Source organism: Paenibacillus sp. JJ-100 (assembly GCF_948329825.1).
In the GTDB taxonomy this organism is placed as follows: domain Bacteria; phylum Bacillota; class Bacilli; order Paenibacillales; family Paenibacillaceae; genus Paenibacillus.
Map to the genome: position 1 here is coordinate 621,828 of NZ_CAOJCM010000003.1, position 22,171 is coordinate 643,998.

The window sequence follows — 22,171 nt, forward strand, 5'->3', positions numbered from 1 at the left end:
TTGCGTTCATAGCATTCTGAAATGGGAGGGAGGGACGCCATCGATCAACACCACAGAAGAAGGAACAATAGGGCTCGTCGCAAGGATCATTTTACATAAAAGATTGAGTAATCTCGAAAACGGTTAAATACATCATCAAGCACCGGATTTCACTCCAAATAAATTTTCAATTTTGATCGAAAATGGCGAAATACCACGAAATATGGCGTTAAATCGACATTAGCTGATGTGGATGAAAGAGATGTCATTATTCGGTCACCCGGAGTTTTTACATGGCGCTTACATTCGTGTTATAATGAAGTTGCAAAGATAAAGGAGGAGTGCCCTATGAATTTAAGTATTCGAGGTCAACAAATCGAGGTTACTGAAGCTTTGAAAGATTATGTCGACAAAAAGTTGAGTAGACTCGAGAAGTATTTTGATGCACCCCTTAACTCTGACGGTGCTGTTACATTGAGCACGACAAGAGGCTTGCATACAGTTGAGGTGACGATTCCTTTGAAAGGCTTTGTGCTTCGTGCTGAAGATGAGAGCGACGATATGTATGCCTCCATCGATGCCGTTGTGGACAAGCTGGAACGTCAAATTCGCAAACACAAAACGAAAATTAACCGTAAATTCCGTCAGGAAGGCGGCCTGAAGACTCTCTTCGTGGAAGATCCGTCAGGCACTGTGGCTACAGCCGAACTGGACGCAGATACGGATGACGATGATTTTGAAGTGGTACGTACGAAGCGCTTTATGTTGAAACCAATGGATGTCGAAGAGGCAATTCTCCAGATGAACATGGTTGGTCATAACTTCTATGTATTCTCCAACATCGAGAATGAGGAAGTGAGCGTTGTTTACAAACGGAACGATGGCAAATACGGCTTGATTGAGCAAGGTTAAGACTAGTTAAGACATCGCTTCAGTTGAATAGAACATTCTAATTTGTTGAATATAAGCAGGAGCATATGCTTCCTGAAGTTAACCTACCAAGAGCTTCCATCCTTAAAGGGATGGGGCTCTTTTGTGCGTTAGAGGCTGCGGTGCTCTCTTATTCCAATCAAAAAACCTGCATGTAATAAATTAGTGAAACTATTCTAGGTTCTGCTACGTCTAATAGAATAGGAGTTCAGAGGGTTTACATTCAATGAAAGATTGTGGTTGATAAATTGATATAAAATGGTTTTGTATCTGTAAGAATGCAGGAATATTTAAGGATAGATAGAATATGAAATATAATCCATAATTTCCACAAATAAAGAACTTTACATTGCGACATTTGGGGAAAAGGAACAATCACCGTGCCGCTTCCGCTAACGACTATGATTTTTTGTACTTCTACTCGGTTTATTCAAGGGTTAAAGTTCAAAGAAGTCTGCTGCGGCGTGTTGCGGCGACCATTACAAACTGTTACAATTTATGCAAAGAGAATCATTGTCCTGATGAAGAATTGTCAACGAATGATCGCTAATCATAATCAATGACAGGCACAGCACCATGAACATGATTCAATAGGCTCGAACGACGTGAGATTTTTATTAAAACCCGTTCGGGGGAATACCGGATCAGCTTCATGAGTAACCATGGCAAGCCTGGAGTTGATTCATCTCATATGATTTTTGTTTGTCACCCCCGGGGGCAAGTGGATCAACAATCCACTCGATGCTGCCGCATGTCGGCAGCAGGGGGTCTATTCTGTTTTGCACGAAAGGGGTATACCATGTTAGGACTTGTCAAAAAGATCTTCGGAGACATGAACGAGCGTGATGTGAAACGTCTGATGAAGACGGTCGATGTGATCAATAAACTGGAACCAGAATTTCAGGCGTTGTCCGATGAGCAGTTAAAAGGTAAAACGGAGGAATTCCGTGCTCGGATCGAAAAGGGAGAAACGACGGATGAGCTTCTTCCTGAAGCATTTGCAACGGTACGCGAGGCATCACGCCGTGTATTAGGCAAACGTCATTATGATGTACAGATGCTTGGCGGAATTGCGCTGCACGAGGGCCGCATTGCTGAGATGAAAACGGGTGAAGGTAAAACACTGGTAGGTACACTGCCAGTATATTTGAATGCATTGATGTCCAAGGGTGTACACGTGGTCACTGTCAATGACTATTTGGCTCAACGGGATAGCGAAGAAATGGGACAAATCTATGAATTTTTGGGCATGACAGTTGGGGTTAACCTCAGCGGTATGGATCATGCGTTGAAGCAGCATGCATATGCATGTGATATTACGTACGGAACGAACAACGAATTCGGGTTTGACTACCTGCGTGACAACATGGTGCTATACAAAGAGCAAATGGTACAGCGTCCATTGTTCTTCTGTATCATTGACGAAGTGGACTCTATCCTTGTGGATGAGGCGCGTACACCATTGATCATTTCCGGACAAGCTCAGAAATCGACGGATCTCTATTATGCAGCGGATCGTTTTGTGAAGCGTCTTGTGCCAGAAGAAGATTTTACTGTCGATATCAAAGTGAAATCTGTAGCACTGACTGACGCCGGCGCAGCCAAAGCAGAGAAAGCCTTCGGTATCGAGAACTTGTATGATCATGCAAACGTGACGTTGAACCATCACATTGTGCAGGCTCTGAAAGCCAACGTAATTATGCGCCGTGATGTGGACTATGTCGTTACAGATGAAGAAGTTATGATCGTTGATGAATTTACTGGACGTCTGATGGCTGGACGTCGCTACAGCGATGGATTGCACCAGGCGATCGAAGCCAAAGAAGGCATCGAGGTTCAGAATGAAAGCATGACACTCGCAACGATCACATTCCAGAACTACTTCCGGATGTACCGCAAACTTGCGGGGATGACAGGTACAGCGAAAACAGAGGAAGAAGAGTTCAAGAAAATTTATGGACTTGAAGTTCTACAGATTCCAACCAACCGTCCTAATAAACGGAATGACATGGCGGACGTGGTATACAAGAGCATTGATGGCAAGTTCAAAGCCGTTGTAGAAGAAATCGTAGAACGCCACAGCAAAAACCAACCGGTTCTTGTAGGTACGGTCTCCATCGAGAACTCTGAACGTCTGTCGGACATGCTGAAACGCCGTGGCATCAGACACCAGGTCCTGAACGCGAAGTTCCATGCGGAAGAAGCTGAAATTATCTCCGGAGCTGGTCAAGCGGGTGCAGTAACGATTGCAACGAACATGGCCGGTCGGGGTACAGATATTATTTTGGGTGAAGGTGTTGCTGAAGTTGGCGGCCTCCACATTATCGGTACAGAGCGTCATGAATCACGCCGAATCGACAACCAGTTGCGTGGTCGTGCAGGACGTCAAGGTGACCCGGGTTCTACACAGTTCTACCTGTCTCTGGGTGATGAATTGATGAGACGTTTCGGTGCAGACAACGTGTTGAATATGATGGAGCGTCTTGGTTTTGAAGAAGATCAGCCGATCGAGAGCAGAATGATCACACGTGCCGTAGAATCTGCACAGAAGCGGGTTGAGGGTAATAACTTTGACGTGCGTAAAGTGGTTCTCCAGTACGATGATGTAATGAACCAGCAACGTGAAATTATCTATAAGCAGCGCCGCGAAGTGCTAGAGTCGGATAACATTAAACAGATCGTTATGGATATGATCAAGCCATCCATCGAACGTATTGTTGAAGCACACTGCAGTGACGATATTCCAGAAAATTGGGAACTGCAAGAAGTTGCGGACTTCATGAACAGCAAATTGCTGGATGAAGGTTCTATTACCAAAGATGATCTGTGGGGCAAAGAAGCAGAAGAAATCATCGAGTATCTGTTCGAGAAAGTACAGAACAAGTACAACGCTCGTGAAGAGCGCATTGGTGAAGAGATGGTTCGTGAGTTCGAGAAGGTTGTTGTACTTCGTGCAGTAGACAGCAAGTGGATGGATCACATTGATGCAATGGATCAATTGCGTCAAGGTATCCACCTCCGTGCATACGGCGGTACAGACCCACTTCGTGAATACCAATTCGAAGGTTTCGAGATGTTCCATCAGATGATCGCTTCCATCCAAGAGGAAGTTGCGACATATGTGATGAAAGCACAGATCGAGAGCAACCAGGAACGTCAGGCCGTGGTAGACGAGAGTCAGATCTCGACAAGCGGTGAACCTACGGAGAAACGTCCAGTGAGAGTTTCTGACCAAATCGGCCGTAATGATCCTTGTCCTTGCGGAAGCGGCAAGAAGTTCAAACATTGCCACGGTCAAGAGTAGTCCTTGTCTCATTTTTCTCATCGAAGTGCGATAGGTAAGATAGCTTAGTCTAATGTATATCGTTTAACTTAAATGGCTCCTTGCGGCCGGGTGTTCAATAAGATAAAGTGAAGAATGCATAACCGATCACTGGTGCATATGAATCATCATATGACGCTGAGTGAAGGCTGACGCCCCTGCTGGTAACAGTATGCGGTAGGCTTGCGGTATAATGGTTCTGAGACTTGATCTTATGGATTGAACTTCCCGGTTGCGGGGGGCTTATCTTAATGAAAAGAGGAATTGCACATGATTGATCCAAACGTGAAGCATGACCTGCGTGAAATAGGTAAGAAATTAACAAACCTTAGGGGGTCTCTTTGACTTAGATCTCAAGCAAGAGATGATTGAGAACTTTGAAGAGAAAATGTCCGCTCCCGACTTCTGGGATGACAACGAGAAGGCCCAAGCTGTTATTGCTGAGATGAATGCGGTAAAGGGTTCGGTAGATCAATATGCCAAGTTGCAACAGGATTATGACGATGCATTGATGATGGCTGAGCTGGCAGATGAAGAAGGCGACGAAGAACTGGCTGCGGAGATTGGCAACAGTGTCGCTGCGATTGTGAGCAAGCTCGAAGCATTCGAGCTGCAGCTTCTCCTGAATCAACCGTACGACAAAATGAACGCCATTCTGGAGCTTCATCCGGGTGCTGGCGGCACCGAGTCGCAGGACTGGGGATCAATGTTGCTACGGATGTACACACGCTGGGCTGAGAAACATGGCTTCAAGGTTGAGGTGCTGGATTATCTTCCTGGTGATGAGGCGGGAATCAAAAGTGTGACATTGTCCATTAAGGGACATAACGCATATGGTTATCTGAAAGCAGAGAAGGGTGTTCACCGTCTGGTACGTATCTCTCCTTTTGACTCATCGGGCCGTAGACACACTTCCTTCGTATCTTGTGATGTGGTGCCGGAGATCGACGATACCGTTGAGATCGACATTCGTACGGAAGACCTCAAGATTGATACGTATCGTGCGAGTGGTGCGGGTGGACAACATATCAACACCACGGACTCAGCCGTACGGATTACACATATCCCGACCGGAGTCGTGGTAACCTGTCAGAATGAACGTTCACAGATCAAAAACCGTGAGCGGGCAATGACGATGCTTCGTTCGAAATTGTATGAGCGCAAAATTGAAGAGCAACGAAAAGAACTGGACGAAATCCGAGGGGATCAGTCGGATATTGCGTGGGGAAGCCAGATTCGCTCCTATGTATTCCATCCCTATAGTATGGTAAAGGATCACCGTACAAATGTAGAGACAGGGAATACAGGAGCGGTTATGGACGGCGACCTCGATGCATTCATCGACGGTTATTTGCGTAGCCAAATTAAAGTGGATAACGATTAATTCAAGTTCCTGTATAGACCCATGCGCACAGGCGTATGCTGGTGTATACAGGGGCTTTTTTTTGAGTGTTTTTATGAAATGTAGAGGAAATTACCGATCTGTTATACAAAAGGAGAGCGCGACAGCATGCAAGAGCAACAGCATTTATACCCTCAACGCAAAAAAAGAATATCCACTTTCATCCCCCTGAACGGGCCTTGGCGAAATATCTTTGATACCCTGCTGATCATCGTAGGCTCGTTTTTGATTGCCGTAGCCTTTAATTTATTTTTATTGCCCAATCAAATCGCCTCTGGTGGTGTGTCCGGTATATCTATCCTTGGAGATGAGTGGTTCGGCTGGGAGCCTGCTTATACTCAATGGGCGATTAACATCCCGCTGCTCATTGCAGGTTTCCTCCTCATCGATAAACAGTATGGCGTTCGTTCCGTTCTCGGCAGCATCATACTTCCATTCTTTGTGTATTTGACGAGTCATTGGGAGTTTCCTACTACCAACCCGCTACTTGGATCGTTGTATGGAGGTATTGGAGTTGGTCTGGGAATCGGGATTGTATATCGGGGCAGAGGATCAACCGGAGGCACGAGCATTTTAGCACGCATTGTTCAGAAGTACAGCGGACTCAGTTACTCTCTATGTGTTGTCATCATGGATGCGATCGTCATTATTATGGCGGCTTTTGTATTGTCGCTGGAACAGTCCCTGTATGCGCTCATCGGGTTATACGTGACAGGTAAAGTCATTGATGCTGTGGAGATGGGACTGGGCTATTCGAAGGTGGCGTACATTATCTCCAACCAGACGGAACCGATTACCAAAGTCATTCTGGCTGATTTAGACCGGGGGCTGACCAAGCTGGAGGCTAGAGGTGGATATACGGATGACCAGCGGACAGTGCTGATGGTAGTGGTTGGGCAAAATGAAGTGACGAGACTGAAAGCGTTGATCCGGTCTGTAGACCCGGGGGCTTTTGTCATCATTAGTAATGCGCACGAAGTGCTTGGAGAAGGATTTAAGCGCGGCGAGCATGTATAAGAGCATAAGGAAGCAGTTAAAAAGCGTTAAAAATACATTGAAAATGCATTAAAGAAAAGCATTAAAGAAATGCATTAAAAAAAGCAAATACTCTCTTCATCCAGATGGTGGATAAGGAGTAATTGCTTTTTCTTTTTGTGCCCATAGAAGAATACAGAGTAATTCCGGAATAGCAAAGCGAGAAGCTCCTATATTGCTCCTATATCAACCGCTGCTTAAGCTTACAGAATCGGAGATAGCAGGCGCGAGATCGCTTCCTTGAAACGAATGATGAGACTACGGCCTTGATATTCCTTCAGCGTCAGCTCCCGCGATACATGCAGGTCGTGCTCAAAAGTCTGGACAAGTGCCGTTGCAATCGTTTCATCATACATAAAGGCATTAACCTCGAAGTTCAGCCTGAAACTACGATAGTCGATATTGGCAGTTCCGACGGAAGCAACGAGACTGTCGATAATCAATGTTTTTGCGTGAATGAAACCATTATCATAGACATACACTTTGGCCCCTACTTTTAACAACTCCCCAATATAAGACAGTGTAGCCCAATAAACAAAGGCATGGTCAGGTTTGTTAGGAATCATGATCCGTACATCAATACCTGACAGGCACGCAAGACGTATGGCTTCGAATACACTGGCATCCGGAATAAAATAAGGCGTTTGAATGAGAACGGAATGTTTGGCACCGTTAATCATCTTCAGGTAGCTGTTTTTGATATGCTCAATCTCGGCGTCAGGTCCGCTGGACACAATCTGCATAGCCGTTTTGCCCGTTCCTTCTATATTAGGGAAATGAGCAGGGACGTACGGCGTATCATGTTGTTTGGAAGCTTCGTTCCAGTCGAGCATGAAACGTGTCTGTAGCGCATGAACGGCAGTACCCTTGATACGAAGATGAGTGTCGCGCCAATAGCCGAATTTTGAATTCAGTCCAAGATATTCATCACCCACGTTGAAACCGCCAGTATAACCAAGGTTACCATCAATGATCACGATTTTCCGGTGATTGCGGTAGTTCAATCGCAGATTGATCAGGCTGAATTTGGATGGGAAAAAGACTTCAACAAGTCCGCCCGCTTCGCGCAATTCTTTGAAAAATCGATTTCTTACACGCCGTGATCCAAGCGCATCATAGAGTAGACGAACCTTCACGCCTTCTCGTGCTTTGCGGATCAACGCATCCCGAATTCTTTTACCCAGCGTATCCGCTCGATAAATGTAATATTGCACGTGCACATGATCCTTTGCCGCTGCAATGTCATCCAGAAGCTGCTGGAATTTGTCTCTTCCATCCGTAATGATCTCAACGGTATTGTCCTCTGTCAGGAGTGCACCGTTTTGCTTGAGGTTCATGTAGATCATGTCCTGACTGCTTTCCGTTGCCTTGTTGGAAAAAGGAGTACGATTATCTTGCAGCTGAGCAAGCTGTGCCTCGATTCGTTCCTCCAAGCCAAGCTTTTTACGGTCTTTCCATTGAAAGAGACGATATCGGGTCAGATTCTGCCCCGTCAAAAGATAAAGGATGAACCCGAAGACCGGAATAAAGTTTAATACCAACAGCCAAGCCCATGAAGAACTGGCATCCTTGCGTTCAAAAAAAACGACTGCGGCAGCAAAAATAATATTCAGGCCCAGGAGCACAACTAGTAGTATGGATTCGATATGCACGTTAGTCCTCCATGTTTCATAATCATAATGACCTTCAGAGTGCGGTCCAAATACACCTTGAAGGAAAAGGTATACATCGGAACAAGACTCTATATGTAATGTATCCTACTAGTATGTATTCTAACAGAAGAAGGTCTGTTCGTCCCTAAGGGAAAGAGATTCGTTCGGATTTGTTGGAAATCCGTGTTAAATTTCAGGATAGATGGTTGTATTTATATAACCAGAGTCGTATAATAATACACAAATATGCATATAAGCGACGGAATTGTCTGCTCAAGCTTTAACGACATGTGGAAGGTTGCTCGTCATTGAAGTTCTAATGCGAATTTCTCTCTATCATTCAGAGAGTTTTGAGCAAGGCACAAGTAGCGCATACAACAGGATTGGGGGAGCGAGAGTGAATAACAAATTAAGAGTAGCAATCGTTGGTTCCACCGGCTACGGCGGGGTGGAACTGATTCGTTTTTTTCAGAATCATCCGCAAGTCGAAATTACATCGGTAATCTCTTCATCCAGTAGCGGGGAGTCCATCGCCGATGGTTTTCCGCATTTGACGGGCGTTATTCACAGGCCGCTTGACGGTGTTGATCCTGCAGAGATTGCAAGTCGTGCAGATCTCGTATTCACCGCGACCCCGTCTGGCGTAAGCGCGAAGCTCGTTCCGAGCCTGCTGGAAGCTGGTCTGAAAGTGATTGACCTGTCTGGTGATTTCCGTTTGAAAGACGGATCGGTATATGAGCAGTGGTACAAACATCCGGCCCCGCCAGCAGATGTGTTAGAGAAGGCTGTATACGGCATGCCTGAGGTGTACGGAGATGAAGTGAAGGACAAAGATTTCATATCCAATCCTGGATGTTATCCGACAGCGACACTGTTGGGTCTGATTCCTGCGGTACAGGCGGGATGGATTGATCCTTCCACAATTATTATCGATGCCAAATCAGGCGTATCCGGTGCAGGGCGTGGAACGAGTCTGACGAATCATTATGCAGAAATGAACGAAAATTTCAAAGCTTACAAGTTGAATAAACATCAGCATATTCCTGAGATCGAGCAAGTTCTCGGCAATATTACGGGAAGCCCGGTAACAGTAACTTTTACAACACAGCTTGTGCCCATGACACGCGGCATTATGAGTACGATGTATGCCAAGCTGACGGGTGAGCATAGTGATCAGGAGATTGTGGACTTATACCGTAAATATTATGAAAATAGACCTTTTGTACGTGTGCGTGAACCGGGCATTTGGCCATCGACGAAGGAAGTGTCTGGATCGAACTATTGTGACATCGGATTTTCGGTAGACCCGCGCACAGGGCGCTTAACGATCATTTCGGTTATTGACAATCTGGTGAAGGGTGCATCTGGGCAAGCAATTCAAAATATGAACCTGATGATGGGATGGGAGGAGAACCTCGGGCTGAACATGACACCGGTATATCCATAAGTATGACGAATGAGGGTCGCAGGGGGAAGCGTGAATAAGCGAGCTTGAGTCAAGTCATTAGGGATAGTTACGAATTATGGGTGAACAAATTCAGTTGAAGCAGGCGATTCATCAGCATATGGCTGAACGCATACGGGGGATATGATATGGGAGCAAAAGTGGAGCAACAAGCTTTTACCGTAGTTGAGAACGGAACAATTGTTACGCCGGGTGGGTTCACGGTTGGTGGACTGCACTGTGGTTTGAAAAAAACGTCACGCAACGACATCGGAGCGATTCGCTGTGATATTCCTGCAACTGCAGCAGCGGTCTACACGACCAACGTGTTTCAGGCTGCACCGCTCAAAGTTACAAGGGAGAGTCTGAGCAATGGACGTTTGCAGGCTGTGATTGTTAATAGCGGTAATGCCAATGCATGTACAGGGCAACAGGGTGAAGAGGATGCGTATGCGATGCGTGCGGCAGCTGCCCGTGAGCTTGGCGTGCTTGAAGAAGATGTGGCGGTTGCTTCCACAGGAGTCATTGGTGAACTGCTGAAGATGGATGCGGTGCATTCGGGTATCAAGGCACTTCCGGAGCAACTGGGCAAGGGAACAGACGAAGCAGAGCAATTTTCACAGGCGATTCTAACGACTGATTTGGTGAAAAAGGAAGCTTGCGTCTCCGTCGTTGTCGGCGGCAAGACGGTAACGATTGCGGGAGCGGCCAAAGGCTCGGGGATGATTCATCCGAATATGGCCACCATGCTGGCGTTTATGACCTCAGATGCGGTCATTGGAGCAGAAGCGTTGCAACGCTTGCTGCGCCAGGCAACCAATCATACTTTTAACATGATCACTGTAGATGGGGATACGAGCACGAATGATATGCTTGTAGCGATGTCCAGTGGCTATGCAGGTAATGAAGAGTTGACGATAGATCACCCGGATTGGGATGCGTTTGCTGCTGGATTCACGTATGTGTGCCAGGTACTTGCCAAAGCGATTGCTCGCGATGGTGAAGGAGCAACCAAGCTGGTTGAAGTCGAAGTGACGGGTGCAGTTAGTGATGAGTCTGCACAGGCTGTTGCCAAAACGGTGATCGGCTCAAGCCTGGTCAAATCCGCGATGTTTGGTGCTGACGCGAACTGGGGCCGGATCATTGCTGCGGTAGGCCGTGCGGGTCAGCCGGTGAACCCGGATACAGTGGATATTCGTCTCGGAGACATCCCGGTGCTTGCCCAGTCTCGTCCGGTTGTATTTGACGAAGAAGCGGCACTGGCATACTTGCAGACGGACACCGTGCGCATTGTAGTAGATCTGCATCATGGCGAAGGCAACGCTATAGCCTGGGGATGCGACCTGACGTATGACTATGTACGTATTAACGCCGCATATCGCACGTGAAAAAGATGTTATGCCATTATTATATTGTTCTAATCCATGCGTACTGAACTTGCAGCTTAATCTCTATAAAGCTGCGTACCATCATCGATGTAAAAATTATGTATAAGAATTAAACTTTAAAATATAAAAATAGACGAATGTAGTGGAAGAGGCGGAATCGATTCTGTAGAAGCGGAGCGTTCGCATTTGTCTCCGGGTTATCCCTTTGGAAAAGGGAATCAAACAAACCTGGAGACAACGGCGATCGAAAGAACGATCCGAATCTGGAACGGCTTTGATCGTCTAGCGATAAGTGTTTTAAGTGTTAAGTCTTGTATCATTGTCTGAACGAAAGGGGTCTAGTCTCATGAATTCAACTTTACCTACTAAAAGTACTGCAACGGAAGCAGGTACGGAGAAACAGATGTTTGTGATGAAATGTGGTGGCAGTACGCTGGCCGCATTGCCTGAGTCCTTTTTTTCAGACCTGCGTGACTTGCAGTCTTCCGGAAACAGCCCAGTCATCGTTCATGGCGGCGGACCAGCCATTTCCGAGAATCTGGCGAAGCTGGGCATTGAAACCGAATTCGTCGACGGACTGCGTAAGACAACAGAGCCTGTGCTGGACGTAGTCGAGATGGTTCTGGCTGGAAGTATTAACAAGCAGATTGTTCGGCTCATCCAGGGTGCAGGAGGTCGGGCCTTGGGCGTTTCGGGTGTGGATGGTGGCCTGATTCAGGCAAAACCTGTATCAAATCATGCCCAGATCGGCTGGGTAGGTCATGTGACCAGTGTCCAAGCTGAGATCATACAAGGTATCGTTAACATGGGTTACATGCCTGTCATCGCACCTGTTGGTGTGGATGCGAGTGGGCAACGTTACAATATTAATGCAGATACGGCGGCAGGAGCAGTGGCTTCACATCTTGGAGTAAAACGTATGATTGTCGTGACCGACGTACCAGGCATTATGAGGACTATTGGAGGCCAGAAAAAAGTGCTGCCTTCTGTATCCATTCAAGAGATCGAGGATATGATTCAAACCGGTGAAATCTACGGCGGTATGATTCCGAAAGTGCGCGCAGCCATTGCGTGCATCCACGGCGAAGTACGCGAAGTAATTATCGTGGATGGCAGCGAGCCGCAGATTCTGAGCCGTGTGCTTGGCGGAGAGACGGTTGGTACGCGAATTGTGCGAATGCAGTAGAGTCAACACGAAACTCAGACTTTTGGCTTTTATTTATATAATCGACAAGGAGTGATACGGTCATGGCAAAAGGTAACGAACAGCCAGGTTCTGGCACAGCCGTAGTGGGCGCAGCAAGTACAGGTGTAGCGGCCGAGACGGGAAGCTCTCTTTTTCAAACATATGCACGGTATCCGATCAGCCTAGTCAAAGGAAAAGGTAGCTGGTTATGGGATGATCAGGGGAATCGCTATCTCGATTTCATGTGCGGACTTGCAGTAACGAGCCTGGGCCATGCACCGGAGAAGGTCGGAGCGAAGCTGAAAGCTCAGATTGATGAGCTGTGGCATGTGTCTAACCTCTTTCAGATTCCGGGACAGGAAAAGGCAGCAGCTTTGCTGACAGCCAATACCTGTGCGGACGCCGTCTTTTTCTGCAACAGTGGTGCTGAAGCTAATGAGGCAGCCATTAAGGTGGCGCGTCGTTATCAACAAAAGGTAAAGGGTTCGGATCGGTACGAAGTGATTACATTCGCCCAATCGTTCCACGGACGGACACTGGCAACGTTGACGGCAACGGGCCAGGATAAAGTCAAAGAAGGTTTCTTGCCGCTGCCCGCTGGATTTGTCACTGTACCGTTGCATGATATCCCTGCACTCGAAGGTGCGATTGGACCGAAAACCGCAGCGATAATGCTAGAGATGGTTCAAGCCGAAGGCGGAGTCTATCCGGTAGAACCTGAATTCGTCAAACATGTGCGGAAACTGTGTGATGAGCATGGACTGCTAATGATTGTAGACGAAGTGCAGACAGGTATGGGCCGTACAGGCAAGTTGTTTGCTCACGAGCATTACGGTGTTGAACCGGATGTATTCACTGTAGCTAAAGGGATTGGCAGTGGCTTTCCTGTTGGTGCAATGCTAGGTAAAGGTTTCCTGCGTGATGCATTCACACCAGGCAGTCATGCTACGACGTTTGGCGGCACGCCGCTTGCTTCCTCCGTCGTTATCGCAACCATTGAGACGATGCTAGAAGATCGGTTGCCAGAGCGCGCAGCGGAGATGGGTGATTATCTGATGACGTCTCTACGTACTCGTCTGGCTGGCAATCCATTTGTCAAAGAAGTCCGCGGGATGGGCTTGCTGGTGGGGATCGAGTGTGCAGAGCCGATCGGTGATATTGTGTTGGCAGGACAGAAGCGCGGCATCTTGTTCGTGTCGGCTGGACCTAACGTTATTCGCTTGCTTCCTAACCTCTATGTTAGTAAAGAAGAGATTGACGAGGCTGTGTCCTTGGTAGCTACATTAATTGAAGAGCATGTTGCGGCGAAAGCCTGATATATAAAAATGAATTTGCTGATCCGTGGGCCATAGCGGCCCTCGGAACGAAGCGAAGAAAAGTTAAAGAGTCCCTGTAGCCGTGCGGCAACCTATTCGCAGAAGAAAGATTTGATGAATATCAGCACGAACATCTAATTAGAAGAGAATGTTCTAACCCATGTGTATTGCGTGGCTTCTGTCCATGCGGGTGCAGGGAACGGGAATTGAGGAGGAAATAAAATATGGCAGTCCAGCACACAGATAAGGTTCAAAAGATAGACCTGAGAGGCCGGGATTTCATCGAATTCACCGACTATACAGCTGAGGAAATACGTTACCTGCTCGATCTTGCCATTGAGATTAAAGGCAAGCAAAAAAGCGGTGTACCGTTTCAGCCCCTGAAAGGCAAAACGATCGGACTTATTTTTGAAAAATCATCAACACGTACACGTGTATCCTTTGAAGTTGGCATGTTCCAGCTGGGCGGACACGCGCTGTTCCTTAGCAAGAACGACATTCAGCTGGGACGGGGAGAGACGACACATGATACAGCGAAAGTGTTGTCCCGTTACCTGGACGGCATCATGATTCGCACGTTTGGACACCATAATGTGATTGAATTGGCAGAACATGCTGATGTTCCCGTCATTAACGGTCTGAGCGATGCAGCGCATCCGTGTCAGGTGCTTGCAGATTTCCAAACGGTGCTTGAGCATAAAGGCAAGCTGGCAGGGCTGAAAATGGCTTACGTCGGGGACGGCAACAACATGGCACACTCTCTCATGCTGGGCGCAGCCAAAATGGGTATGCACGTTGCTGTGGCTACGCCGGAAGGCTATGAGCCGGACAGTGATGTGGTTGAGCAGGCTCGTGCCATTGCACAGGAGAGCGGTTCAGAAGTGCTTGTGACATACAGTGCACAAGAAGCGGTGAAGGATGCTGATATCGTGTATACCGATGTATGGGCGAGTATGGGCTTTGAAGAAGAGCAGAAGATCCGTGAGCAGGCATTTGCGGCTTATCAAGTGGATGAGGAACTGATGAAAGGTGCCAAGCCGGACTACATGTTCTTGCACTGCCTGCCAGCACACCGCGGTGAAGAAGTGAGCGCAGGTGTCATCGACGGCCCGAACTCGCTGATCTTTGATCAGGCAGAGAACCGTCTGCATGCACAAAAGGCGCTGATGGCCGCTCTGATGAGCGAATAGACGCAGTTTGTGGTTACGGGTTGATTTTAAACGCTAATTTGGCGATGATAGGATGAAATAAAGTATAGTGTTTGAATGATTGCAATTGATCTTGGGGAGGACCATACGACATGGCTAAGGAAAAAATCGTACTCGCCTATTCGGGCGGGTTGGACACATCTGTAATTTTGAAATGGCTGAAAGAAACCTATGATGCAGAGATCATTGCTTTTACCGCAGATATCGGTCAGAAGGATGAGCTTGATGGTCTGGAAGAAAAAGCACTCGCTACAGGCGCTTCCAAAGTATATATCGATGATCTGCGCGATGAGTTCGCAAAAGATTTCATCTATCCCATGTTCCAAGCAGGTGCCCTCTATGAAGGCCAATATCTGCTGGGCACAAGTATTGCGCGTCCGCTTATTGCTAAACGGATGGTAGATATTGCTCGCGCAGAAGGGGCGATCGCGATCGCTCACGGCGCTACGGGTAAAGGGAATGACCAGGTTCGCTTTGAGCTGAACGCAGCTGCGCTCACACCGGATATCCAAGTGATTGCACCTTGGCGTCTGGAAGAGTTCCGTAACCAGTTCCCTGGACGTGCCGAGATGATTGCTTATGCTGAGAAACACGGTATTCCGGTTACCGCTTCTGCGGCAAAACCTTATTCTACAGACCGCAACCTGCTGCATATCAGCTATGAGAGCGGTGTGCTTGAAGATCCATGGTTTGATCCGAGCACGGACGAGAACAAAGATATGTTCTTGCTGAGCAATGCACCTGAAGATGCACCGGATCAAGCAGAGTATGTTGAACTGGAGTTTGAGCAAGGTAACTGTGTTGCTTTGAACGGCGAGCGTCTGAGCCCGCTGCAAGTGATGGAGCAACTGAATGAATTGGGCGGTAAGCACGGAATTGGTCGTGTCGATATGGTGGAGAACCGTTTTGTCGGCATGAAGAGCCGTGGCGTATACGAAACACCAGGTGGAACGATCTTGTTCACTGCACATCGCAAAATGGAATCCATCACGATGGATCGTGAAGTGATGAACCTGCGTGACAGCTTGATCACACGCTACAGCACACTCGTATACAACGGTTTCTGGTTTGCGCCGGAACGTCTGGCGCTTCAAGCGTTGGTAACCGAGAGTCAGAAGAACGTCACGGGTACGGTGCGTGTGAAATTGTACAAAGGCAACGTTATTGGCGCAGGAGTAAAAAGCCCTGTCAGCTTGTACAACCCGGATATTGCTACGATGGAAGCTGACCCATCGGAGGCGTATGATCAAGGGGATGCAACAGGCTTTATCCGCCTGAACGCCCTGCGTTTGAAGGTACACTCCGGCGTGGAACAGAACAAGAAATAAATGAAGAGCGTGATGCTTGTCACGCTGCATGATAATCACTGACAAGGCGGGCCGTTCTTGCATATTTTGGCAGGGACGGCTTTGTCCATGAGCGAAAGGGGATACTCACTGTGAGCAAGCTGTGGGGAGGACGTTTTACGAAGCAAACCAACCATTTGGTTGAGGAATATACGGCATCCATTAACTTTGACAAAGCTTTGGCGGAAGAAGACATCCAAGGAAGCTTGGCCCACGTAACCATGCTGGGCAAATGCGGTATTTTGCCGGCAGAAGATGTGGAAACCATCAAAGAAGGTCTGATTACCGTTTTGCATAAAATTCGTGCAGGTGAAGTAGAATTCTCCGTATCAGACGAAGACATTCACATGAACATTGAGAAAAATCTGATTGAGACGATCGGTCCTGTGGGTGGTAAATTGCATACAGGTCGCAGCCGGAATGACCAAGTGGCAACGGATATGCACTTATATCTGCGTGAGCGTGTCGTTGGTTTCGTGGGCATGTTGCATGCACTGCAAGAAGCACTGATCGGACAGGCAAAAGACAATCTGGATACGATTGTACCGGGTTACACGCACCTGCAACGTGCACAGCCGATTCTGTTCGCACATCATTTGATGGCCTACGTGTCGATGTTCCAACGCGATGCGGAGCGTCTGATGGATAGCTACAAACGGATTAACGTACTGCCGCTGGGTGCAGGGGCGCTTGCAGGCACAACGTTCCCGATTGACCGTCACTTTGTAGCAGAACAGCTTGGTTTTGATGGAGTATACGAGAACAGTCTGGATGCGGTAAGTGACCGCGACTTCATCGTAGAGTTCCTGGCAGCAGCTTCTCTGATCATGACTCACTTGTCCCGTCTAAGTGAAGAGCTGGTATTGTGGAGCAGTACAGAGTTTAGTTTTGTGGAGCTGGATGATGCGTTCTGCACAGGCAGCAGCATTATGCCGCAAAAGAAAAATCCGGATGTGCCTGAGCTTGTTCGTGGTAAAACAGGACGGGTATACGGCAATCTGATTGGATTGCTGACTGTGCTGAAGTCTCTCCCCCTGGCCTACAACAAGGACATGCAGGAAGATAAAGAGGGCATGTTTGACACAGTAGCGACACTGGAGGGGGCATTACAGTTGTTTGCTCCGATGATTGCTACGATGAAGGTGAACAAAGATCGCATGCGTCAAGCGGTGAACCAAGACTTCTCTAACGCAACGGATATTGCTGATTTCCTCGTAGGCGAGGGTCTACCTTTCCGTCAAGCTCACGAGGTGATTGGTAAAACGGTATTGTACTGCATCCAGAACGGCAAATATTTGCTCGATCTGACAATCGATGAATTCAAGCAATTCTCACCGCTGTTCGATGAGCGGATCTATGATGTACTGCAGCCGGAAGCGGTAGTCAACGCTCGCAATGTATACGGCGGCACAGCATCTGGTCAAGTGGCAGAGGCGATTGCTCGCAGTGAGAAGTTACTTACACAGACAGAACAATGGATTGAAAACCGCGGTTAAGGATGTTCATAGAATGACCGTGTAATAGTGACCATACAAAAGCAGGCTGAAATGAAATGTACCTCTGGATGATCTGTAGTAACAGAGGGGCAGTTCAGTTCAAGCCTGCTTTTTATCTTTTTTAGTTTTGTTTTGGCAGAGGTAACCACTTTAATACATCTTGAATCTTGTTGTCCCAATAACCCCACTCATGTTCACCAGGTTCTTCCTCATACGTTAATTGGAAGTCTGTTTCAGCACAAGCTTTACGGAACGTTTGATTATCTTCATACAGGAAGTCTTCTGTCCCACAGCACTGATAGAGAAGAGGGCGCGGACCAGAAAATCGTTTATGATCTTTGATCAAATGAATCAGATCATTATCTGACCCTGCAAATTGAGGACCAAAGATGCGTAACAACTCGGTCTGTGGCAAGGCGGAAGGAACGTCGTTGTTCATATGAGCGGCCATATCGAGAGCGCCAGATAGACTTGCGGCAGCTGCATACTGATCGGGTTTGAGGAGAGCCAGCTTGAACGCACCATATCCACCCATCGAGAGGCCAGCAACGAAATTATCTTCACGTTTAGGAGATAGCGGGAAAAAGGAGCGAGCAAGTGTAGGTAATTCCTCACTGATGAATGTCCAGTAACGCCCGCCTTCTGCCATATCCGTGTAGAAGCTGCGATGTACTTGGGGCATTACAACAGCAATGCCGAGGGAAGCCACGTAACGTTCAATTGATGTGCGGCGGAGCCAGATGGAATCATCGTCAGACATGCCGTGAAGCAAGTACAGCGTAGGGTGTAAACCAGAACCTGTGACATTTTCCATCCCGATTTGATTATGAGTCTGCTGCGGAAGAATCACATGCATACTTGTACTTAATCCGAGTGTGTCCGAGTAGAAATCACATTTAATGAGTGCCATGTCGAAAAGTAACCCCTTTCATAAATGGAAGTTCAAAATAATGTTCATTTGCAGCAAGGAGATCAGAGAATAAAATAAAGTATTTATGGTTGCAACTCAAGGGTATACCCAAAATGGAGCAAATGCAATGATAGGGTACACTTATGCACTATACAAATAAGAGGGATAAATTTTTCTGGATTTGAACTTTCTTCCATCTTTACAACGTAACAATGTTTTGTTACACTACATTTAATGAAAAGGGGGTCCTGAAATGACGGATGATTTGATCTCCAAAAAAGAGTTGCTTGATTTGACAGGCATTTCATATGGTCAATTGTATCGTTGGAAACGAAAAAATCTGATTCCGGAGGAGTGGTTTATACGTAAGTCCTCCTTTACAGGACAGGAAACGTTTTTTCCAAAACACCAAATTTTACAACGAATCGATAAGATCCTGCACATGAAAGATGGTTTGTCATTGGATGAACTGGCAGACGTGTTCTCCCCAACTCTGGGTGACATTGAGATGTCGGATCAGCAACTGCTAGATCGCAACATTGTTTCACTGTCTTCGCTTGACCTGTTAAATGAGGCTGGGCGACAGCAATCCTTATATGGTCTAGAACAAATTATGATGCTCTATGTACTTGAGAGACTGCTTCTGAGCGGCGATATCACTCAACAGGAAGGGTTACTGCTGGTGGATGTGATGTCCGAACACTACTACCGATTCCGAGACCGCGCCAGTGAACTGCTGCTTATTCGTAAAATGGGCGTACCAACATTTATGCTGGTGAACTCAGGGGCAGAGCTTTATTTTGATCCAGGTGTGAAAGTGGTGCTCCGCATTCCGCTGGCAACGTTCATGGAAGAATTGAAACTTAAATTGGGCTGAGGGGGATTATGCGAATGGAAGAACGTCATTTGAGAAACGATCTGAATGTTACAGGGTCTCGTAAAACTGAAGGAGGGGAATACCACCGGGTTAATATTGATGGGATGGCTAAACTGGATGGCGATCTGGATTGTTCCTTTCTGAGCGTTAATGGCACGCTGAAAATCTATGGTTCCCTCTTCTCTGACAGTACAACGGTGAACGGAATGGCCAAAGTAGAAGGAGAGCTGCGTACCCAATCTCTAGATGTCAATGGAACCCTTGGAGTCCTCGGAGCAGCTCGTGCCGAGAATACGAATGTTAACGGCATGTGTACCATTAACGGTCCACTAGTTAGCTCTCGCTTCCGTGTCGATGGTATGGCGACGGTAAAAGGGGACTTGTCATCACCGGAATTCACAGTAAACGGAAAGTGTAATGTGCACGGTAGAGTGGACGGAGAACGCATCGATATTGGTGGCATGGTAACGATTGATGGAGATGTGCAGGGCGAGACGGTGAATGTTCAGGGGAATATTAAAGTGGGCGGATTGCTTAACGCAGACAGTGTGGACATTCGTTTATATACCTCCTCTTCAGCGAGAGAAGTAGGCGGGGAGCGCATTGATATTCGGCGTAGAGAACGAAGCGGATTCTGGAAAGCACTCGGCTTGGGCGGTGCACCATCTTTCAAGGCTCAATTAATTGAGGGAGATGAAATCGTGTTGGAAGACACCGAAGCCGATACGGTTCGAGGTACTAGAGTTCATATTGGACGGGGATGTAATATCCGGTTTGTGGAATACTCCGGAGAACTATCCGTTGATCCGGAAGCGAAAGTGGGTCATAGCGTACGAATCTAGCCAAGATTGATCTTCGTACGCTTTACGAGTGGCTTCGAGTGGTAGAATTCGTAAGTATGTGTCCCTCCAAGGTAGAGGGAGAAGGTAGGGACCTTTGCTATAAAGCAATCAGTCCATGGGCTGATTGCTTGTTGAAGCTTTTCGGATATACTAATGCAGTCATATGAATAGAACGGGAATGGAGAGATTGATAACAATGACTGCACGTCATAACAAGATTGGGTTTGTGCTCGCAGGTCTACTGCTCAGCATTTTAATGGCTTCGATGGATAATACCATCGTGGCTACGGCGATGGGGGATATCGTCGGCAAGCTGGGAGGACTCGACAAGTTTGTCTGGGTCACCTCCGCATATATGGTAGCCGAGATGGCAGGTATGCCGATCTTTGGGAAACTGTCCGATATGTATGGACGGAAAAAGTTTTTTGTCTTTGGAATTATCGTATTTATGCTTGGCTCGGCATTGTGTGGAACCGCGACATCCATCGTGGAATTAACGATGTACAGAGCGATTCAAGGGATTGGTGCAGGAGCACTGATACCGATTGCTTTTACGATCATGTTCGATGTGGTCGCACCGGAATCCCGGGGCAAGCTTGGTGGATTGTTTGGAGCAGTCTTCGGTCTTTCAAGTGTATTCGGACCGCTACTCGGGGCTTACATTACAGAGTATGCCACTTGGGAATGGGTCTTTTACATCAACCTGCCGCTGGGATTGATTGCATTTCTGTTTATCGCATTTTTCTATAAAGAATCCCATCAACATCAATCGCAGCAGATTGACTGGCTCGGTGCAGTTACGCTGATTGGTGCAGTAGTCTGTCTGATCTTTGCTCTGGAGCTGGGTGGTAAAACATATGCTTGGGACTCCACACAGATATTGGGGTTGTTTACCGGATTTGTTGTGCTGACACTGCTCTTTCTGTATGCTGAGACGAAGGCCAAAGAGCCCATTATTACCTTCAGCATGTTCCGCAAGCGGGTATACTGGTCAAGCAACGTAATCGGGATGTTCAGTGGTGCCGCTTTTATTACGGCTTCTGTGTATATTCCGATTTTCATCCAGGGTGTACTCGGCGGTAAAGCAACCAATTCGGGTCTAGTCCTACTGCCAATGATGCTCGGTTCTGTAGTAACGGCTTCCTTAGGTGGTGTACTCATGACCAAGATTAAGTACCGCAGCATTATGATTCCGACTTTAGCTTTGTTAGGTCTAGGTCTGGGCTTGCTGACTACACTGGATGAGAGTTCATCCCTGTGGACGATTCGGGTATATATGGTCATGATTGGTCTGGGCGTTGGCGCGTCCTTCTCCGTGCTCAGTAATGCGGCTATGAATGCATTTGAACCCCAACGACGCGGCGCAGCCAGCTCTACGTTGAACTTCCTGCGATCTCTGGGGATGACGATGGGCATCACGATCTTTGGGATCATCCAGAGCCAAGTGTTTACGCGAAAAATGACCGACAGCATGGCTAGTGCTGCTGGAGAAGTAGGTGCATCAGCTGGAGCGCCTGCTGGTGGTATGCCTGCGGGCATGAATCTCTCAGACCCGCATGCGTTGTTATCACCGGAACTTCGCCAAGGCATTCCACCACAGGTGCTGGACGCAATTACTCATGCGTTGTCATCTTCCATTGTGCAGCTGTTCGCTTGGGCTGTTATTCCGGCAGTCCTCGCATTGATCGCTTCCTTCTTCATGGGGAACGAGAAAATGGTTGTGGGAGAGGAGCAGCAAGAGTACACTGCGGGGCATTAAAGTTGAAGAAGAAATCAACACATATATGGAAGGAAGCTTGCACATATAAAAAAATAAGAAACATGTCTCAATCCCGTGC

Annotated in this window: 16 protein-coding genes; 14 read left to right on the forward strand and 2 right to left on the reverse strand. The window is 47.4% G+C overall.

The features are described 5' to 3' along the window. The first annotated feature begins 327 nt into the window (after positions 1-327). The 4 genes from hpf (at position 328) to PQG66_RS15795 (ending at position 6,650) form a co-directional block, all read left to right on the forward strand. Positions 328-891: a ribosome hibernation-promoting factor, HPF/YfiA family gene (hpf, locus tag PQG66_RS15780; protein ID WP_272038677.1), complete on the forward strand. Its 564-nt coding sequence runs from the start codon at positions 328-330 to the stop codon at positions 889-891. 817 nt (positions 892-1,708) lie between these two features. Beyond that, positions 1,709-4,213 (forward strand): preprotein translocase subunit SecA, encoded by a 2,505-nt coding sequence (gene secA, locus PQG66_RS15785; protein ID WP_272038678.1) that lies wholly within the window; start codon positions 1,709-1,711, stop codon positions 4,211-4,213. 288 nt (positions 4,214-4,501) lie between these two features. Continuing rightward, positions 4,502-5,615, forward strand: a protein-coding gene (gene prfB, locus PQG66_RS15790) for a peptide chain release factor 2 (RefSeq protein ID WP_272038679.1) whose coding sequence is annotated in 2 segments (ribosomal slippage) — positions 4,502-4,573 and positions 4,575-5,615 — 1,113 coding nt in all. Because the reading frame shifts where the segments join, the coding sequence is not laid out codon by codon here. Between the two features lie 126 nt (positions 5,616-5,741). Beyond that, a complete protein-coding gene (locus PQG66_RS15795) occupies positions 5,742-6,650 on the forward strand; it encodes a YitT family protein (RefSeq protein ID WP_272038680.1) in 909 nt (302 codons plus the stop codon). A 221-nt stretch (positions 6,651-6,871) separates the two neighbouring features. On the opposite strand, the gene cls is transcribed toward PQG66_RS15795, so the two are convergent. Further along, positions 6,872-8,320: a cardiolipin synthase gene (cls, locus tag PQG66_RS15800; RefSeq protein WP_272038681.1), complete on the reverse strand. Its 1,449-nt coding sequence runs from the start codon at positions 8,318-8,320 to the stop codon at positions 6,872-6,874. Between the two features lie 397 nt (positions 8,321-8,717). Between cls and argC the strand changes: the two genes are divergently transcribed. The 7 genes from argC to argH all read left to right on the forward strand — a co-directional run bounded on the left by argC (position 8,718) and on the right by argH (position 17,704). Beyond that, positions 8,718-9,767 (forward strand): N-acetyl-gamma-glutamyl-phosphate reductase, encoded by a 1,050-nt coding sequence (gene argC / locus PQG66_RS15805; RefSeq protein ID WP_272038682.1) that lies wholly within the window; start codon positions 8,718-8,720, stop codon positions 9,765-9,767. A 146-nt stretch (positions 9,768-9,913) separates the two neighbouring features. Then, positions 9,914-11,152, forward strand: coding sequence for a bifunctional ornithine acetyltransferase/N-acetylglutamate synthase (argJ, locus tag PQG66_RS15810; RefSeq protein WP_442955104.1), 1,239 nt, complete (start codon positions 9,914-9,916; stop codon positions 11,150-11,152). 346 nt (positions 11,153-11,498) lie between these two features. Then, positions 11,499-12,338, forward strand: a complete 840-nt coding sequence (argB, locus tag PQG66_RS15815) for an acetylglutamate kinase (RefSeq protein WP_272038683.1) — start codon at positions 11,499-11,501, stop codon at positions 12,336-12,338. A gap of 62 nt (positions 12,339-12,400) precedes the next feature. Beyond that, positions 12,401-13,654, forward strand: coding sequence for an aspartate aminotransferase family protein (locus PQG66_RS15820; RefSeq protein ID WP_272038684.1), 1,254 nt, complete (start codon positions 12,401-12,403; stop codon positions 13,652-13,654). Positions 13,655-13,878: 224 nt separating this feature from the next. Then, positions 13,879-14,844: an ornithine carbamoyltransferase gene (gene argF / locus PQG66_RS15825; protein ID WP_272038685.1), complete on the forward strand. Its 966-nt coding sequence runs from the start codon at positions 13,879-13,881 to the stop codon at positions 14,842-14,844. 110 nt (positions 14,845-14,954) lie between these two features. Next, positions 14,955-16,190: an argininosuccinate synthase gene (locus tag PQG66_RS15830; protein WP_272038686.1), complete on the forward strand. Its 1,236-nt coding sequence runs from the start codon at positions 14,955-14,957 to the stop codon at positions 16,188-16,190. 110 nt (positions 16,191-16,300) lie between these two features. Continuing rightward, complete coding sequence (gene argH / locus PQG66_RS15835; protein WP_272038687.1) at positions 16,301-17,704, forward strand: argininosuccinate lyase; 1,404 nt, start codon at positions 16,301-16,303, stop codon at positions 17,702-17,704. Between the two features lie 121 nt (positions 17,705-17,825). Here the strand turns inward: argH and PQG66_RS15840 are convergent, their stop codons facing one another. Continuing rightward, positions 17,826-18,614, reverse strand: a complete 789-nt coding sequence (locus tag PQG66_RS15840) for an alpha/beta hydrolase (protein WP_272038688.1) — start codon at positions 18,612-18,614, stop codon at positions 17,826-17,828. Between the two features lie 253 nt (positions 18,615-18,867). Here PQG66_RS15840 and PQG66_RS15845 point away from each other — a divergent pair, with 253 nt between their 5' ends. The 3 genes from PQG66_RS15845 (at position 18,868) to PQG66_RS15855 (ending at position 22,092) form a co-directional block, all read left to right on the forward strand. Beyond that, a complete protein-coding gene (locus PQG66_RS15845) occupies positions 18,868-19,491 on the forward strand; it encodes a YhbD family protein (RefSeq protein ID WP_272038689.1) in 624 nt (207 codons plus the stop codon). Between the two features lie 14 nt (positions 19,492-19,505). Further along, on the forward strand, positions 19,506-20,333 hold the full coding sequence (locus tag PQG66_RS15850) for a polymer-forming cytoskeletal protein (protein ID WP_272038690.1): 828 nt from the start codon (positions 19,506-19,508) through the stop codon (positions 20,331-20,333). A 196-nt stretch (positions 20,334-20,529) separates the two neighbouring features. Continuing rightward, a complete protein-coding gene (locus PQG66_RS15855; protein WP_272038691.1) occupies positions 20,530-22,092 on the forward strand; it encodes an MDR family MFS transporter in 1,563 nt (520 codons plus the stop codon). The last annotated feature ends 79 nt before the right edge of the window (positions 22,093-22,171 follow it).

Coding starts and splice junctions, on each gene's coding strand:
- argJ (WP_442955104.1), top strand. CDS start 9,914: ATGGGAGCAAAAGTGGAGCAACAAGCTTTTACCGTAGTTGAGAACGGA.
- secA (WP_272038678.1), top strand. CDS start 1,709: ATGTTAGGACTTGTCAAAAAGATCTTCGGAGACATGAACGAGCGTGAT.
- hpf (WP_272038677.1), top strand. CDS start 328: ATGAATTTAAGTATTCGAGGTCAACAAATCGAGGTTACTGAAGCTTTG.
- PQG66_RS15840 (WP_272038688.1), bottom strand. CDS start 18,614: ATGGCACTCATTAAATGTGATTTCTACTCGGACACACTCGGATTAAGT.
- PQG66_RS15855 (WP_272038691.1), top strand. CDS start 20,530: ATGACTGCACGTCATAACAAGATTGGGTTTGTGCTCGCAGGTCTACTG.
- PQG66_RS15795 (WP_272038680.1), top strand. CDS start 5,742: ATGCAAGAGCAACAGCATTTATACCCTCAACGCAAAAAAAGAATATCC.
- argF (WP_272038685.1), top strand. CDS start 13,879: ATGGCAGTCCAGCACACAGATAAGGTTCAAAAGATAGACCTGAGAGGC.
- PQG66_RS15845 (WP_272038689.1), top strand. CDS start 18,868: ATGACGGATGATTTGATCTCCAAAAAAGAGTTGCTTGATTTGACAGGC.
- argB (WP_272038683.1), top strand. CDS start 11,499: ATGAATTCAACTTTACCTACTAAAAGTACTGCAACGGAAGCAGGTACG.
- PQG66_RS15830 (WP_272038686.1), top strand. CDS start 14,955: ATGGCTAAGGAAAAAATCGTACTCGCCTATTCGGGCGGGTTGGACACA.
- PQG66_RS15820 (WP_272038684.1), top strand. CDS start 12,401: ATGGCAAAAGGTAACGAACAGCCAGGTTCTGGCACAGCCGTAGTGGGC.
- PQG66_RS15850 (WP_272038690.1), top strand. CDS start 19,506: ATGGAAGAACGTCATTTGAGAAACGATCTGAATGTTACAGGGTCTCGT.